Annotated in this window: 10 protein-coding genes and 1 riboswitch; of the genes, 6 read left to right on the forward strand and 4 right to left on the reverse strand. The window is 72.0% G+C overall.

The window, feature by feature from the left end; genetic code table 11:
• Positions 1–51 precede the first annotated feature (51 nt).
• The 3 genes from prfB to ACWCPW_RS29825 all read right to left on the reverse strand — a co-directional run bounded on the left by prfB (position 52) and on the right by ACWCPW_RS29825 (position 4,917).
• Positions 52–1,164, reverse strand: a complete 1,113-nt coding sequence (gene prfB / locus ACWCPW_RS29815; RefSeq protein ID WP_395863397.1) for a peptide chain release factor 2 — start codon at positions 1,162–1,164, stop codon at positions 52–54.
• A 37-nt stretch (positions 1,165–1,201) separates the two neighbouring features.
• Positions 1,202–3,268: a protein kinase domain-containing protein gene (locus ACWCPW_RS29820; protein ID WP_449764670.1), complete on the reverse strand. Its 2,067-nt coding sequence runs from the start codon at positions 3,266–3,268 to the stop codon at positions 1,202–1,204.
• A 149-nt stretch (positions 3,269–3,417) separates the two neighbouring features.
• Positions 3,418–4,917 (reverse strand): serine/threonine-protein kinase, encoded by a 1,500-nt coding sequence (locus tag ACWCPW_RS29825; protein WP_449764671.1) that lies wholly within the window; start codon positions 4,915–4,917, stop codon positions 3,418–3,420.
• Between the two features lie 345 nt (positions 4,918–5,262).
• On the opposite strand from ACWCPW_RS29825, the gene ACWCPW_RS29830 reads away from it, so the two are divergent.
• Positions 5,263–7,893, forward strand: a complete 2,631-nt coding sequence (locus ACWCPW_RS29830) for an FHA domain-containing protein (protein ID WP_449764672.1) — start codon at positions 5,263–5,265, stop codon at positions 7,891–7,893.
• A gap of 111 nt (positions 7,894–8,004) precedes the next feature.
• Here ACWCPW_RS29830 and ACWCPW_RS29835 read toward each other — a convergent pair whose 3' ends face one another.
• Positions 8,005–9,285 (reverse strand): serine hydroxymethyltransferase, encoded by a 1,281-nt coding sequence (locus ACWCPW_RS29835; RefSeq protein WP_449764673.1) that lies wholly within the window; start codon positions 9,283–9,285, stop codon positions 8,005–8,007.
• A 32-nt stretch (positions 9,286–9,317) separates the two neighbouring features.
• Positions 9,318–9,406: riboswitch (ZMP/ZTP riboswitch) on the reverse strand.
• 158 nt (positions 9,407–9,564) lie between these two features.
• Between ACWCPW_RS29835 and ACWCPW_RS29840 the strand changes: the two genes are divergently transcribed.
• The 5 genes from ACWCPW_RS29840 (at position 9,565) to ACWCPW_RS29860 (ending at position 15,074) form a co-directional block, all read left to right on the forward strand.
• Positions 9,565–10,776, forward strand: a complete 1,212-nt coding sequence (locus ACWCPW_RS29840) for an ABC transporter ATP-binding protein (protein WP_449764674.1) — start codon at positions 9,565–9,567, stop codon at positions 10,774–10,776.
• The gene (locus ACWCPW_RS29845; protein WP_449764675.1) at positions 10,773–12,119 is read left to right on the forward strand and encodes an ABC transporter substrate-binding protein; all 1,347 of its coding nucleotides are present in this window, start codon (positions 10,773–10,775) and stop codon (positions 12,117–12,119) included. The genes ACWCPW_RS29840 and ACWCPW_RS29845 overlap by 4 nt, the downstream gene beginning before the upstream one ends.
• 9 nt (positions 12,120–12,128) lie before the next feature.
• Entirely contained in the window at positions 12,129–13,490 is a 1,362-nt protein-coding gene (locus ACWCPW_RS29850) for an ABC transporter permease subunit (RefSeq protein WP_449764676.1), read from the forward strand.
• On the forward strand, positions 13,487–14,407 hold the full coding sequence (locus ACWCPW_RS29855; RefSeq protein ID WP_449764677.1) for a carbohydrate ABC transporter permease: 921 nt from the start codon (positions 13,487–13,489) through the stop codon (positions 14,405–14,407). The genes ACWCPW_RS29850 and ACWCPW_RS29855 overlap by 4 nt, the downstream gene beginning before the upstream one ends.
• Positions 14,408–14,648: 241 nt before the next feature.
• Positions 14,649–15,074 carry a hypothetical protein gene (locus ACWCPW_RS29860; protein ID WP_449764678.1) on the forward strand — a complete coding sequence of 142 codons (426 nt, stop codon included), beginning with the start codon at positions 14,649–14,651 and terminating at the stop codon, positions 15,072–15,074.
• Positions 15,075–15,212 lie beyond the last annotated feature (138 nt).

Here is a 15,212-nt window from a genome sequence, read left to right on the forward strand (position 1 = left end):
AATCGGGTATGCCCCGGCTTTTCGCTCGGCGGGCTCCGCCGTTCGCGGCGACTACGCGGCGGCGGTCTGCTGCTGCTTGCGCCAGCGGATTCCGGCCTCGATGAAGCCGTCGATTTCGCCGTCGAGCACCGACTGCGGGTTGCCCACCTCGAATTCGGTGCGCAGGTCCTTGACCATCTGGTACGGGTGCAGGACGTACGAACGCATCTGGTTGCCCCAGGACGAACCCTCGCCCTTGAGCGCGTTCATCCGGGCCTGCTCCTCCTGGCGCTGGCGCTCGAGCAGCTTGGCCGAGAGCACCGCCATCGCGGACGCGCGGTTCTGGATCTGCGAGCGCTCGTTCTGGCAGGACACCACGATGCCGGTCGGGATGTGCGTGATGCGCACCGCCGAGTCGGTGGTGTTGACGCCCTGGCCACCGGGACCGGACGAGCGGTAGACGTCCACTCGCAGCTCGGACTCGTCGATGTCGACGCGGTCGCTCTGCTCGACGACCGGCAGCACCTCGACGCCCGCGAACGAGGTCTGTCGGCGGCCCTGGTTGTCGAACGGCGAGATCCGCACCAGGCGGTGCGTGCCCTGCTCGACGGACAGCGTGCCGTAGGCGTACGGCACCTTGACCGCGAAGGTGGCCGATTTGATGCCGGCCTCCTCGGCGTAGGAGGTGTCGTAGACCTCGGTCGGGTAGCCGTGCCGCTCGGCCCAGCGGGTGTACATCCGCAGGAGCATCTCGGCGAAGTCGGCGGCGTCCACGCCACCGGCCTCGGAGCGGATGGTCACCAGCGCCTCGCGCGAGTCGTACTCGCCGGAGAGCAGCGTGCGCACTTCCAGTTCGCCGACCGCCTTGTGCACCGCCGCGAGCTCGTTCTCGGCCTCGGTGCGGGTGTCCGCGTCGTCCTCGGCCTCGGCGAGTTCGAACAGGACGTTGACGTCGTCCAGACGCCGGCGCAGGTCCTCGACCCGGCGCAGTTCGCCCTGCAGGAAGGAGAGCCGGCTGGTCACCTTCTGGGCGGCTTCGGGGTCGTCCCACAGATCCGGCGCCGCCGCCTTTTCGTTGAGCGCGGCCACATCGGCCCGCATCTTGTCGAGGTCGAGGACGGCCTCGATCGACGTCATGGTCGATTCGACGGACTTGAGCTCTTCGGAAGGATCAACGGCAGCCACGCCACCATCCTAAGTGGATCGCGGCCCGGGCTCGGACTCAGCCCGGGTCCGGACTCGACCCGGCGGCCTGGACCCGGCCGTTGTCGGCGCGGATGTACACGTCCACCCGATCGGTTCCCGCGGCCGTCGCGGCGGGGGCGTCGGCGGTGGCGGTGTTCGGGTCGACCGGCCGCCAGCCGCCCTCGCCGGGCACCGCGCCGAGCAGTCGGCCGTTGCCGTCGCGGGCGAGCACGAGCAGGCCCCGATCCTGGGTGTAGGCGGCGGCCGGGCGGGCGGACGCGGCCAGGCCGACCCGCTCGGGCTCGCGCCAGGTGCCGTCGAGGAAGGGGATGTGCAGCACCGCGTGGTCGCCGGCGCGCACCACGAACGCGGCCAGCGTGCCGGGGACGCCGGCGGTGAGCGCGGGCGCGGCCTCGATCCGGCCCGCGCTGGGCACCGTGGTGAAGCCGCTCCAGGAGGTCCCGGTGAGCGATCCGGCGGCCAGGCCGTCGGTGCTCGTGCGCGCGACGATGTCGATGCGATCGCCGGTGGCGACCGCGGCGGGCGCGCCGCCGAGCTTGGTCTTGGCGTCCGTCCTGGTCCACTCGCCGAACCGGCCGTCGGCCAGGGTCGAGCGGTAGAGCAGCTTGTCGGTCGCGCCGACCGCGAACACGTCCAGTCGTCCGGGCGCGGCGCTGACCGCGGCGGGATCGTCGGTGGTGCGGAAGGTGGGCAGCCGGCGCCACTCCCCCCAGCGCGGGCCTTCACCGCCGATGTACCAGAGGCCGCCCTCGCCGTCGCGCTGCACCACCCAGGCGTGTTCGGCGTCCGCCCGGGCCGCCGCCGGGCCGCCCTGGAGCAGCACGGGCGCGGCGGGCAGCGGCACGAACGCGGGCCACGCGTAGCCGCCGCCGGCGCGCTGCGGAGCGGGCCCGCCCGAACCGCCCGCGGGCCCCGGGGTCGCCTGCCCCGTGACGCCGGAGGTCTGCCCGGCGGGTCGGGTCGGGGTGCCCTTGTCCCGGGTGAACCACACCGCGACCGCGCAGACCGCCGCGATGGCGAGCACCCCGCAGATCACCAGGATCAGTCGGCGGCGCGCGGCGCCGGCGCGGCGGGCCGGCTTGCCGCGGCGGTGCGATTGCACCGGGGCCGCGTCGTCGAACACCGGGCGGGTGAGGTTGGTGTGCGTGTCCCGGCTGCCGTCGGCGGCCTCCGAGGTGCCCGAGACCAGCGGGACCACGCCCGCCGGGCGCGGTACGGGGGTGTCCTGGCGGCCGACGTTCCCGTTGGGGTCGGGCACGTCGAACGCGGGCAGGCCGATCAGCGCGGGCAGCGCGGAGCGCAGCCGTTCGCCGAACTCGCGGGCGGTCAACCGGGCGGCGGGCGCCTTGGACAGGCAGGATGCCAGCACCGCGGCCAGCGGGTCCGGCAGGCCGGGGATGCCCGGCACCGGTTCGGTGACGTGCCGGCGCAACACCGCGCCGGGATGCCCGCCGCCGAACGGCGTCCACCCGGTGAGCAGTTCGTACAGGACGGTGGCCAGCGCGTACACGTCCACGGCGGCGGTGGGTTGCAGCCCCTCGATGATCTCGGGCGCCAGGTAGTCGGGCGTGCCGATGATCCGGGTGGCCCGGGTGCGGCGCGGCGCGTCGACCAGGCGGGCGATGCCGAAGTCGGTGAGGCGGGCCCGGGAGATGCCGGCCGAGTTGTCGATCAGGATGTTCTCGGGTTTGACGTCGCGGTGGATCACGCCCTCGGCGTGCGCGGCGGACAACCCGTCCGCGACGTCGGCCACGATCGCGGCCGCCAGTCGGGGGGTGAGCACACGTTCGCGCTCCAGCCGGGCGCGCAGGTCGGGACCGATCACCAGGTCCATCACCAGCGCGAGGTCGGTACCGTCCACGACCAGGTCGTGCACGCCCACGATGTTGGGGTGGTCCAGGCTGGTCAGCGCGGTGCGCTCCTGCACGAAGCGCGCGACCAACACCTGGTCGGACGCGAGGTCTTCGCGCAGCAGCTTGATCGCGACGGGTCCCTCGGGTCCCTCGCCCTGCCAGACGGTCCCGCTGGCGCCGCGCCCGAGCACCTTCAGGGCGACGTATCGGCTACCGATCTTGCGTGCCAAAGCAGCTCCGTGGACCCAGCGAGCGTGGTGCTCACAGCGGACTTCCCCGACCGCACCCTACGCGGCCGGCCCCCGGATCCGGGGACCGTCGGGCAGGACGGCGTGTACGAGGTCGTCCTCGACACGGGCGACCGGGGGATGACTATGCGTCAGTTCTTGGTGTCACCGCCGCCGCCGTCGTTGCCGGAGACGAAGTCCTTGACGCTGTCGTACCAGCCTCGAACGGTATCGAACCAGTCGATAGCGGAGTTCACCCAGTCGCGCAGCGGGCTGAACCAGTAGATGGCGAACAGGATCGCGCCCATGATCACCAGCCGGAGCAGGCAGCCGATGGTGCAGCCCACGCCCGGGATGCTGGTCAGCCGGAACCCGCGTCGCCTGCGCGGCTCGCGCTCGCGCCGCTCCGGCTCGCGCTCCCTCGGCTCGCGCGCCGCCCGTTCCCGGCGGCGCGGCTCGCGTTCGGGTGCCTCCTCGCGCCGGTAGCGCGGCGGCGGGGGCGGGGGCGGCGGCCCGGAATCGGCGAGCGGCGGCGGGGCGGGCGGCGCGGCGGCCTGTCGCACCGGCTCGGCGTACGCCGGTTGCGGCGGGTGGTTCCGAGGCGGCTGCGGATAGCCGGGCGGCTGCGTGCTCATCACCCGGGTCGCGTTGGGCGGGCTCGGCGGCGGCGTGCTCGGTGGTGCGGGCGGCGGCGCGGGATAGCCGCCCTGCGCCTGCGAAATGACCCGGGTGGGGTCGCCGGCGCCGGGTCGGGCGCCGAACGCGCTCGCGGCCAGCACCTGGGCGAGCGTGCCGTCGTCGGGCCGTACGCCGGCGACGATGTCGGCGGCCAGCCGCAGCGCGCGGCCCAGGCCCGCCGCGTCCGGCCGAATCTCGGGCTGCTTGGCCAGGCAGCGCTCGGTGATCAGCCAGTACGCGTCGGGCATGCCGACCGGGCGGGTCGGCGCCTCGGTCAGGTGGTGGTGCAGCAGCGCGATCGGGTTGGTGTCCCGGAAGGGCGGGTGGCCGGCCACGAGTTCGTAGAGCACGACACCCGCGGCGTAGACGTCCACGGCCGGGGTGAGCGGTCGGCCCTCGGCGGTCTCCGGCGCGACGTAGCTGGGGGTGCCGACGAGTTCGTGGGTGCGGGTGAGCGCGGGCGAGTCGGCGAGCCGGGCGATGCCGAAGTCGGTCAGCATCGGGTAGAGCGAGTCGCCGTTGCGGGCGAGCATGATGTTGGCCGGTTTCAGGTCCCGGTGGATCACCCCGTCCGCGTGCGTCACACTCAGTGCGTCGCAGATCTGAGCCATCGTCAGGGCGGCGGCGGCCGGCGGCAACGGGCCGTTGTCCCGCAGGTAGGTGCGCAGGTCGGGGCCGTCGATCAGGTCCATCACCAGGGCGAGCGTCTCGCCCTCGACGACGAGGTCGCGTACGTGCACGAGGTTGGGGTGGCGCAGATTGAGCAGCAGCGAGCGCTCGCGCAGGAAGCGGGTGACCACATCCGGGTCGGTGCCCAACTCCTCGCGCAGCACCTTGACCGCGACCGTCTCGCCCGAATCGCGCACGCTCGCGCGCCAGACGGTGCCACTGGCTCCGCGCCCCAGGGTTTCCTGAAGCAGATACTTGCTGCCGACCGGCCGGTCCACGACGCTCCCCACTGTCCTGTCCGCCACCTGGGCGGTGGTGCCGGGTTGCCGTCCACCCTAGGTGGTACTCGGCTACAGACGCATCGGCCCCGGGTACGGTTCGCCGCGTCGCGGCCGAACCCGAGGCGATCGGGCGCCGAATCGCGGCGGTCTCGGGCCGATCCCGGACCGGATCCGAGCCGGCCCCGCGCGGCGGATACTCGATGACGCGGGGCGACTCGACGTCGGCATCGCGTTCGGGCGATTCGCCGGCGACCCGGTCTTTTCCGGTCGAAATTCGGACAAGATCCATCGTCTGTCCGGCTGTAGGCGACATGACGGTCGCGGGTGCGAGGATGCCTCTTGTTTTCTGCTCGGAGGAGGGAGGCGCGCATGCAGATCCGGCTCACCGTGCACGGACCGCAGCGGACCGGACCGGGCGCCGACGTGCTCGTCACCGCGCCGTCCGGGACGACGTTCGCGGGCATCGCGGGCGCGCTGCGGACCGCCTCCGGGACCGAGGGCCAACGCTTCTGGGTGGGCGACATCCGGCTGCGCGACGACACCCCCGTGGGCCGACCGCCGCTGGTGGACGGCGCGCTGATCACCGTCGACGCGCTCGGCTCCCCCTCGCCCTCGGCCGGATCCCCGCAGTTGCGGGTGGTCGGCGGGCCGGACGCGGGCGGCGTGCACCTGCTGCACCAGGGCGGGGTACGGATCGGCCGCGCGCCCGAGGCCGAGGTGCGCCTGGGCGACCCCGACCTGTCCCGCCTGCACGCCGAGTTGTGGATAGAGCCCGGCCGGATCCGAGTCGCCGACCTCGGCTCGACCAACGGCACCACCGTGGACGGGATGCCGATCGGCCGCGAACCGATCGACCTGCCGCCGGGCTCGCTGCTGCGGGTCGGCGAATCCACCCTCCAGACCTTCCTGCCGCCGCCCTACGGCTCGCCCGAGGACGGCTCCGGAGCCCGCGCCCGGGCCGACGGCACCGGACACATCGAGGTGCGCCGCACCGCCCGCGCGCAACTGCCGGTGCCCGCCCGCGCCCGCTTCGAACTGCCCGAGGAGACGGCGGGCCGGCGCCGCCCGTTCGCGCTGCGCCGCCGGGCCGCCGGAACCGAGCGGGAGACGATCGAGGCGGCCGCCCGCTCGGCGCTGCTCGACGAGGTGCGCTGGCGACGGGACCAGTCGCCCGACCCGGCGACTCTGCTCCTGGACGCGCTGGCCACCGGCGAGCCCGGCCCGGCGGGCCGGTTGTGGGAGCGCGCGGCCGGCCACCCCGAGGCGCTCGGCGTGCGTCTGGGCGTCGGCGACCTGCCCTCGCGGGTGACCCTGGTGGAACCCTCGACCGTGGCCGGCGCGGGCGGCGAGGAGCGCCGACTGACCGCGTTCTCGGTCCCGGTCACCGTCTCGCTCAAGGACACCGTGCTCGGCCTGACCGGACACCGCCCCCGACTGCTGGGCCTGGCCCGCTCGGTGGTGGCCCAACTCGCCGGACTGCACGGACCGCAGGATGTGGAACTGGTCGTGTTGTGCGCCGACCCGGGCACCGCCGCCGACTGGTCCTGGGCCCGCTGGTTGCCGCACCTGCGGCCGGGCGAGGGTCAGGACTGCCGGCTCCTGGTCGGCCTGGGCGCGGATCAGGTGCGGGCCCGCGCGGGCGAGCTGCTGGACCGGATCGACACCGCCGAGCGGGTCCCGGTCCGGCGCACGGTGGTGGTCCTGGACGGCGCGGGCCGGTTGGCCGCCCGCCCGGAGATCGTCCGGCTCCTGGTCGAGGGGCCCGCGGCCGGCGTGCACGCGTTGTGCCTGGACGAGCGGGCCGAGGAACTGCCGCCGCAGTGCTCCGCGGTCGCGCACGTCGCCGGCGAGGTCGGTACCCGGATCGACCTGATCGGGCCGGGTACCCGGCGCGTCGAGGACGTGGTCGCGGACGCGGTGTCGCCCGCGTGGGCGGACCGGTTCGCCCGCGCCCTGGCCCCGTTGCGCGAGGCCACCCGCCGGGTCACCTCGCCGCTGCCGGAGTCGGTCCGGCTCCTGGACCTGCTCAACCTGGACCTGCTCACCCCCGCCAAACTGCTCGCGGGCTGGCGCGAGGCGGGCCGCTCGCCGCGCGCGGTGCTCGGCTCGGACGCGCGCGGCCCGGTCACCGTGGACCTGTCCACCGACGGGCCGCACGTGGTGATCGGCGGCGCCGCGGGCTCCGGCCGCTCCGAACTGCTCGCGTCCGTGCTGTGTTCACTCGCGGTGGCCAATCGGCCGGACGAGCTCGCCATCGCGCTGGTGCACGGCCCGGAGGGGCTGTCCGAGCTGCCGCACGTGGTGGGACACCTCACCGACGCGGAGATCCCGGCCGCCGGCGACGCGGTCGCCGCCGTGCGGGACGAACTGGACCGCCGTGAGGGGCTGTTGCGCGGCACGCCGTTCGAGGCGTACCGGGCCGGACCGGACCGGCCGCTGCCCCGGCTCGTGGTGGCGGTGGACGACATAGACCTGCTGGCCGAGGCGTACCCCGGCTTCGTCAAGAGCCTCGCCGACGTGGCCCATCGCGGCGGCGCGCACGGCGTGCACCTGTTGGTGACCACCGGTCAGCCCGCCCGGACCCCGGAGATCGAGGCCGCGGCGGGTGCCGAACTGCGGATCGCCCTGCGGGTGGACGATCCGCAGGCCTCGCGCGTGCTGATCGACGTCGAGGACGCGGCGGGCGTGGACGAGGACTATCCCGGGCGCGGCTTCGTGCGCGGCCGGGACGGCGCCGTCGTCCCGTTCCAGGCCGGCCGGGTGACCGGCCGGATGCCGCGCACGGCCACCCTGCGCCCCACCGTGGTCCGCCAGGAGTGGCAGGAGATGGGCAACCGCCTGGCCCGTCGCCCGACCCCGGTGGGCGGCGGCAAGGGCCCCACCGACCTGGCCCTGCTCACCGGCGCCGTCCGCCGCGCCGCGGAACAACTCGGCACCCCGCTGCAACCGCCCCTGTGGCCCCCGGCCCCCTTGCAACACCTGGCCCGCAAGGCCCGGTAAAGCGCACCGGGCCAGGCCGCGGGGCCCCACCAGGCACCCCGCGCCGCGGTAGAACCGCAACCTCCCCACCACACGCGACGGGTGGAGCGGGTGGGCAAACGAATCCCGCGCCTACACAGGCAACCCCCGCGCCGGAAACCCGGCCAAAAGTTCCCGCACCTCACCCCGCACGCGCACGATCACGTCCTCGGCCCCGACCCCCGCCGCCGTCACCACCTGATCGATCCACCGCGCGACCGCGACCATGTGCTCCTCGGCGAGCCCACGCGAGGTGAGCGCCGGCGTCCCGATCCGAATCCCGGAGGGGTCGAACGGCGACCGGGTGTCGAACGGCACGGTGTTGTGGTTCACCACGATCCCGGCCCGATCCAGCGCCTTCGCCGCGACCTTCCCGGGCACCCCGCGCCGGGTCAGGTCCACCAGCAGCAGATGGTTGTCCGTCCCGCCCGACACCAGCTCGAAGTCGCGCCCCGCGAGTTCCTCGCCGAGCCGCTTCGCGTTCGCCACCACCGCGTGGGCGTATGTCCGAAACTCGTCCGTCGCCGCCTCGCGCAGGGCGACCGCGATGGCCGCCGTGGTGTGGTTGTGCGGCCCTCCCTGGAGGCCCGGGAAGACCGCCTTGTCGATCGCCTTGGCATGCTCGGCGCGGCACATCAGCATCGCCCCGCGCGGCCCGCGCAGCGTCTTGTGCGTGGTCGTGGACACCACGTCCACGTGCCCCACGGGGGACGGGTGCGCCCCGCCCGCGATCAGCCCGGCGATGTGCGACACGTCCGCGACCAGGATCGCGTCCACCTCGCGGGCGATCTCCGCGAACCCGGCGAAGTCCACCGTGCGCGGCACCGCCGTACCGCCGCAGAAGATGATCCGCGGCCGCTCGCGCAGCGCGAGGTCGCGCACCTCGTCCAGGTCGGTGCGCCCGGTGTCGGCGCGTACGCCGTAGCGCACGCCGCTGAACCAGGTCCCGGTCGCGGACACGCCCCACCCGTGGGTGAGGTGCCCGCCCATCGGCAGGGCCATGCCCAGCACGGTGTCGCCGGGTCGGGCGAAGGCGAGGTAGACCGCGAGATTGGCCGGTGAGCCCGAGTACGGCTGCACGTTGGCGTGTTCGACGCCGAACAGCGACTTGGCCCGCTCGCGGGCGATGATCTCGATCGGGTCGATGTTCTGCTGGCCCTCGTAGTACCGACGGCCCGGATAGCCCTCCGAGTACTTGTTGGTCAGTACCGTCCCGGTCGCCTCCAACACGGCGGCGGAGACGTAGTTCTCACTCGGGATCAGCCGCAGCGTGTCGTGCTGCAACAGTTCCTCGGCGCGCACCAGCGAGGCGATCTCCGGGTCGGTGCGGCGCAGTTCCGGGTGGCGATCGGTCACGTGCCCGTGGATGTCCATGTGTTCTCCGGCTCGGTTCACAGCGAATGTGATCCGGGTGCCCAGGCGGACGACACCTCGTCGGTGGAACCGCCGCTTCCTCGTGGTCGATCCCACGCGTACGCCAGTCGCGGCCCGTTCAGCATACGGAGCGCGACGGCCACCCGCCGCCTCATTACGCAGCGATGATCGAAAGTCACGAATAAGGCTCGTTGCATGGGGCAGGGGTTGTGGCCAACGCCACACCAGGCGTACCACAGGACATCAGCAGGCGGGATCTGTCCACCATCGGGGGAATTCGTGGCGGAAGTGGTACTGGATGCGGTTGGAAAGTTGTACACGGACGGCACTCGAGCGGTCACCTCGCTCGATCTGACGGTCGCGGACGGGGAGTTCCTGGTTCTGGTCGGCCCGTCCGGATGCGGGAAGACGACCGCGTTACGGATGGTCGCCGGCCTGGAGGAGATCAGCGAGGGCACGATCAGCATCGGCGACCGAGTGGTCAATCGGGTGCCCTCGCGCGACCGGGACGTGGCGATGGTGTTCCAGAGCTACGCCCTGTATCCGCATCTGAATGTGCGGGACAACATCGGATTCGGGCTCCGATTGCGGAAGTTGCCCAAGGACGAGATTCGCGAACGGGTCGCCAAGGCGGCCCGCACCCTGGGCCTGGAGGAGCACCTCGGCCGCAAGCCGCGCCAACTCTCCGGCGGTCAGCGGCAACGGGTCGCGATGGGCCGGGCGATCGTCCGCGAGCCGCAGGCGTTCCTGATGGACGAACCACTGTCCAACCTCGACGCGAAGCTACGCGTGCAGATGCGCGCCCAGATCGCCCGACTGACCCGCGAACTCGGGGTCACCACGCTGTATGTGACGCACGATCAGACCGAGGCGATGACCCTCGGCGATCGGGTCGCGGTGATGAAGAAGGGAGTGCTCCAGCAGGTCGCCCCGCCGCAGGAGCTGTACGACCACCCGGTCAACCTGTTCGTGGCCGGCTTCATCGGCTCGCCCGCGATGAACCTGATGACCGGCACGCTGAACCGCGACGACGCGGACGGCACCACGGTGGACATCGGCAGCCAGCGGTTGACCGTGCATCCCGACGTGCTCGCCGCGCGCCCGGCACTGGCCGGCTACCACGGTCGCCGGCTGATCGTCGGCATCCGCCCCGAGGACCTGTACGACACGGCCCTGGAGGGCGCCGAGCCCGCCGAGGGCGCGGTGTTGCGGGCCGAGGCCGACCTGGTCGAGGCGATGGGTTCGGAGGTGCTCGTGCACGTGCGCGTGGACGCGCCGCCCGCGGTCACCGAGGACGTCCAGGAGCTCGCGCGCGACGTGGGCGCGGAGGACACGGTGCCGGACCCGGGCGCGGCCCATTCCGAGCTGGTGGCCCGCTTCGGGCCGCGTACCCGGGCCCGCGAGGGCGCCGATGTGGTGATGCGGGTGGCAACCGACCGGCTGCACTTCTTCGACCCGGAGACGGGTCTGTCCATTACGGAGGACGCGTGAAGCGGTTCGTGGGCGCCTTGGCGGTCGCCTCGATGCTCGTCATGGGTCTCGCGGCCTGTAGCGACGACGGTGACGACAAGGGCAAGAAGAGCGACGCGACGCCCGGCGGGAGCGGCGCGCCGGCCGTACCCCGCCTGGACGGCACCACGGTGAGTGTCGCGGCGGTGTGGACCGGTGACGAGCAGGCCGCCTTCAAGAAGGTGCTCGCCGACTTCGAGAAGCGCACCGGGGCCAAGACCGAGTTCATCCCCACCGGCGACAGCGCCTCCACCTTCCTGGGCCAGCGGGTCGAGGGCAACGCGCCGCCGGACGTGGCGTTCCTGGCCCAGCCGGGCGTGCTCCAGCAGTTCGCGCAGAAGGGCTGGATCAAGCCACTCGCGGCCGACGTGCAGCAGGCCGTGCAGGCGAACTTCGCGACCCAGTGGCAAAAGCTGGGCTCGTATCAGGACAAGCTCTACGGCGTCTACTACAAGGGCGCCAACAAGTCGCTGATCTGGTACAACGCGAAGGTCTACGAGAACGCGGGCGCCACCGAGTCCAAGACCTGGGACGACCTGCTCAAGAACGCGGGCCTGATCTCCGACTCGGGCACCGCGCCGTTCGCCATCGGCGGCGCCGACGGGTGGGTGCTCACCGACTGGTTCGAGAACATCTACCTGAGCCAGGCCGGCCCGGAGAAGTACGACCAGTTGGCCAAGCACCAGATCCCGTGGACCGACCCCTCGGTCAAGACCGCCCTGGAGACGCTGGCCCAGGTCTTCGGCAAGAACGACTGGTTCCCCGGCGGCAGCGGCGGCGTGCTCCAGACCGAGTTCCCCGCGTCCGTGCCGCAGGCGTTCGGCGATCCGCCGAAGGCGGGGATGATCTCGGGTGGCGACTTCATCGGCACCAACATCATCAAGGACACCAAGGCCAAGATCGGCACCGACGCGAAGTTCTTCGGCTTCCCCGCGGTCGGCACCGGCAAGGCGCCGGTGGTCACCGGCGGCGACGTGGCCGTGGCGATGAAGGACTCCCCCGGCGCCCAGGCGCTGCTGAAGTACCTGGCCTCGCCGGACGCCGCCAAGGTGTGGGCGCAGCAGGGCGGTTACCTGTCGCCGAACAAGAACCTGGACATGGCGTCCTACCGCGACGACACCACGCGCGGGATCGCCAAGAACCTGATCGCCGCGGGCGACGACTTCCGCTTCGATCTCTCCGACCAGGCGCCCGCCGCGTTCGGTGGCACCAAGGGCGAGGGCGAGTGGCGCGATCTCCAGGACTTCCTGCGCAATCCCTCGGACGTGGCCGGGGCGCAGAGCAAGCTCGAAGCGGACGCCGCCAAGGCCTACGCGGGCGGGTGACCGACCTCGATGAGTGAGAAGGCACCCGTGAAGGTCGCGGTGCCCGAGAAGACGAAGCCGACGCCCGCGCGCGAGTCGCGCGGGCTCGGTTCGGGCACCCTGTTGGGCTGGCTGTTCCTGCTGCCGGCCATCGTCATGCTCGCCGTCCTGGTCGCCTATCCGATCGTGTGGTCGCTGATCCGCAGCCTGTTCGGCGCGGACGGCTGGTCGGACTTCGTGGGGATCGACAACTACAAGGAACTGTTCACCGACGACGACACCTTCACCGCGCTCAAGAACAACCTGATCTGGGTCCTGGTGGTGCCCGCCGTGGTCACCTCGCTGGGCCTGGTCTTCGCGGTGCTCACCGAACGGGTCAGGTTCGCCACCGCGTTCAAGCTGATCGTCTTCATGCCGATGGCCGTGTCCATGCTGGCCGCGGGCATCATCTTCCGGCTCGTCTACGACCGCGATCCCGACCAGGGCGTGGCCAACGCGGTGATCACCAGCGTGCACGACATGTTCGACGAGGGCGCGCCGTATCCCGGCGCCCGCCCGCGCAACGACACCGTGCTCGCGCCGCAGGGCGGCGGCTTCATCACCAAGGCCGGCACCGCGCCCGGCGGCACCGCGCTGCTGCCGCTGGTCGCGCTGCCCGCGGACAAGATCCCCACCGACGCGCGGGACGCCAGGCCCGGCGTGCCGCCCGCCGGGGGCCTCGGCGGTGTGGTGTGGGTCGACTTCACCAAGGGCAACGCGGGCAAGGCCGGGGTGGTCGACCCCGGCGAGAAGGGCCTGCCGGGGGTGCGGGTCGAGGCGGTCCGCAACGGGAGGACGGTGGCGAGCGCGAGCACCGGCAAGGACGGCTCGTTCACCATGCCCGCGTCCGCCGCCGAGGGCGGCCCGGTGCAATTACGGCTGACCGGCGGCAACTTCGCCCAGTCCTTCGGCGGGTACGACTGGCTCGGGCCCAACCTGGTCACCGCCGCGATCATCGGCGCCTACATCTGGATGTGGGCGGGCTTCGCGATGGTGCTGATCGCGGCCGGCCTGGCCGCGATCCCGCGCGACGCGCTGGAGGCCGCGCGCGTGGACGGCGCGACCGAGTGGCAGGTCTTCCGCCGGGTCACCATCCCGCTGCTGGCCCCGGTGCTGGTGGTGGTGATGGTCACGCTGGTGATCAACGTGCTGAAGATCTTCGACCTGGTGTACATCATCTCGCTGGGCTCGTCCCAGAAGGAGGCCAACGTGTTGGCCCTGCAGATGTACATCGCCTCCTTCGGCGGCGGCAACAACCAGGGCCTGGGCAGCGCCATCGGCATCCTGCTCTTCCTGCTGGTGCTGCCGGCGATGTTGTTCAACATCCGTCGCTTCCGAAGGGAGAACCGGTGAGCACGTCCGCGACCCCCGACCTGACGAAGCCTCGGAAAGCGCCGGCGCCCCCGGAGGGGGGCATCAAGCGCGGGCTCGCCTCGCGGATCGTCGGCCGCACCGGCGGCGGTCTGGCGGCGATCCTGCTGGTGCTGATCGCGCTGTTCTGGCTGATGCCCACATTCGGCCTGCTGGTCTCCTCGCTGCGCGATCCGCAGGAGATGAGCAAGTCCGGCTGGTGGAAGGTGCTGGGCAAGCCGAGCGACCTGACCTTCTCCAACTACGACAAGCTGCTCGACAACAAGGACATGACCCGGGCGTTCTTCAACACCATCTGGATCACCGTGCCCAGCACGCTGTTGGTGATCCTGATCGGCTCGCTCGCGGCCTACGCCTTCGCCTGGCTGGAATTCCCCGGTCGGGACTGGCTGTTCCTGATCGTGGTCGGGCTGCTGGTGGTGCCGGTCCAGGTGGCGCTGATCCCGATCTCGAAGCTGTACGGCGACACCGGGTTGTTCGGCACCATCCTGGGTGTGGTGCTCTTCCACGTCGCGTTCGGCCTGCCGTTCGCGGTGTTCCTGTTACGCAACTACTTCGCGGGCATCCCCCGCGACCTGCTGGAGGCCGCCCGGATGGACGGCGGCACCGACCTGACCATCTTCTTCCGGGTCATCCTGCCGCTGGGTCTGCCCGCGATCGCGTCGCTGGGCATCTTCCAGTTCCTGTGGGTGTGGAACGACATGCTGATCGCGTTGATCTACGCGGACACCGAATCGGCGCCGCTGACCGTCGCGTTGCAGTCCCAGTCCCGGGCGTTCGGCGCCAACATCGACGTGCTGGCCCCCGGCGCGTTCCTGTCGCTGATCGTCCCGGTGATCGTCTTCTTCAGCTTCCAGCGCTACTTCGTCCAGGGCGTGATGGCAGGCGCCGTCAAGTAGCGATCGAGGAGGCGAACTCCCCCTCGACGTCGAACAGGCGTCCTGGGCAACGGCCGCGGGGCCGTCCGGCGAAGTCCGGGCGGCCCCGCGGCCTGTGGGTTTCGTGCCGCCATCGTTACGGATCCGACTTCGGGAACGGAATTCCGTGTGGCATCGTCCGAAGGCGTAGGGTGCTCCCCGCCGCTTCGGAACCGGCTCGGGGGTGTACCAAACGGGGGACATACGTCATTTCGGGGGAACAATGAGGGGAAATCGTCGAACCGGTTTTCTACGGACCCTGCTGATCGCGCTGGTCGTCGAAACGGTGCTGATGAGCGCGACCGCCGTCACCTTGGCGGTCATGTCGTTCGCCGTGCGCGACGACCGCAAGAGCCTGGAGGGGCTCGGTGATCTGCTGCTGATCGCGTCGGTGTTGTGCGCGGGCGTCGCGGTGGTGAGCGGCCTGGGCGTGGCCGGCGTGCGCGACGCGATGCGGCGCGGCACCGGGGCGCTGGGGCGCGCGGCCGCGGTGGGCCTGATCCACGTGTTCGTGGCGCTGGTGGCCACGCTGATGACCACTCCGCCATGGACGGTCCTGGTGGCCGGCCTGCCCGCGGTGATCTACCTGCCGTGCTGGTGGGCGGTGCGCGAGCGCAGTCACCACGAGCTGTTGATGCTCGAACCGTAGCCGGTCGGCACGACCGACCGCACATGCCGCCGGCCCGGAACCCTCGCGCACATGTTCTCCACGCGGGTGACCGGCTTGCCCTGCAGTTGCAGCGGCTTGGCCAGGGTCAGTCCGGACATGCCCGACTGCGCGGTGCCC

This window comes from Embleya sp. NPDC001921, assembly GCF_053594475.1.

Bases quoted from the DNA above. Each gene is read 5' to 3' on its own strand.
- ACWCPW_RS29830 (WP_449764672.1), top strand. From the start codon at position 5,263: ATGCAGATCCGGCTCACCGTGCACGGACCGCAGCGGACCGGACCGGGC.
- ACWCPW_RS29835 (WP_449764673.1), bottom strand. From the start codon at position 9,285: ATGGACATCCACGGGCACGTGACCGATCGCCACCCGGAACTGCGCCGC.
- ACWCPW_RS29850 (WP_449764676.1), top strand. From the start codon at position 12,129: ATGAGTGAGAAGGCACCCGTGAAGGTCGCGGTGCCCGAGAAGACGAAG.
- ACWCPW_RS29860 (WP_449764678.1), top strand. From the start codon at position 14,649: ATGAGGGGAAATCGTCGAACCGGTTTTCTACGGACCCTGCTGATCGCG.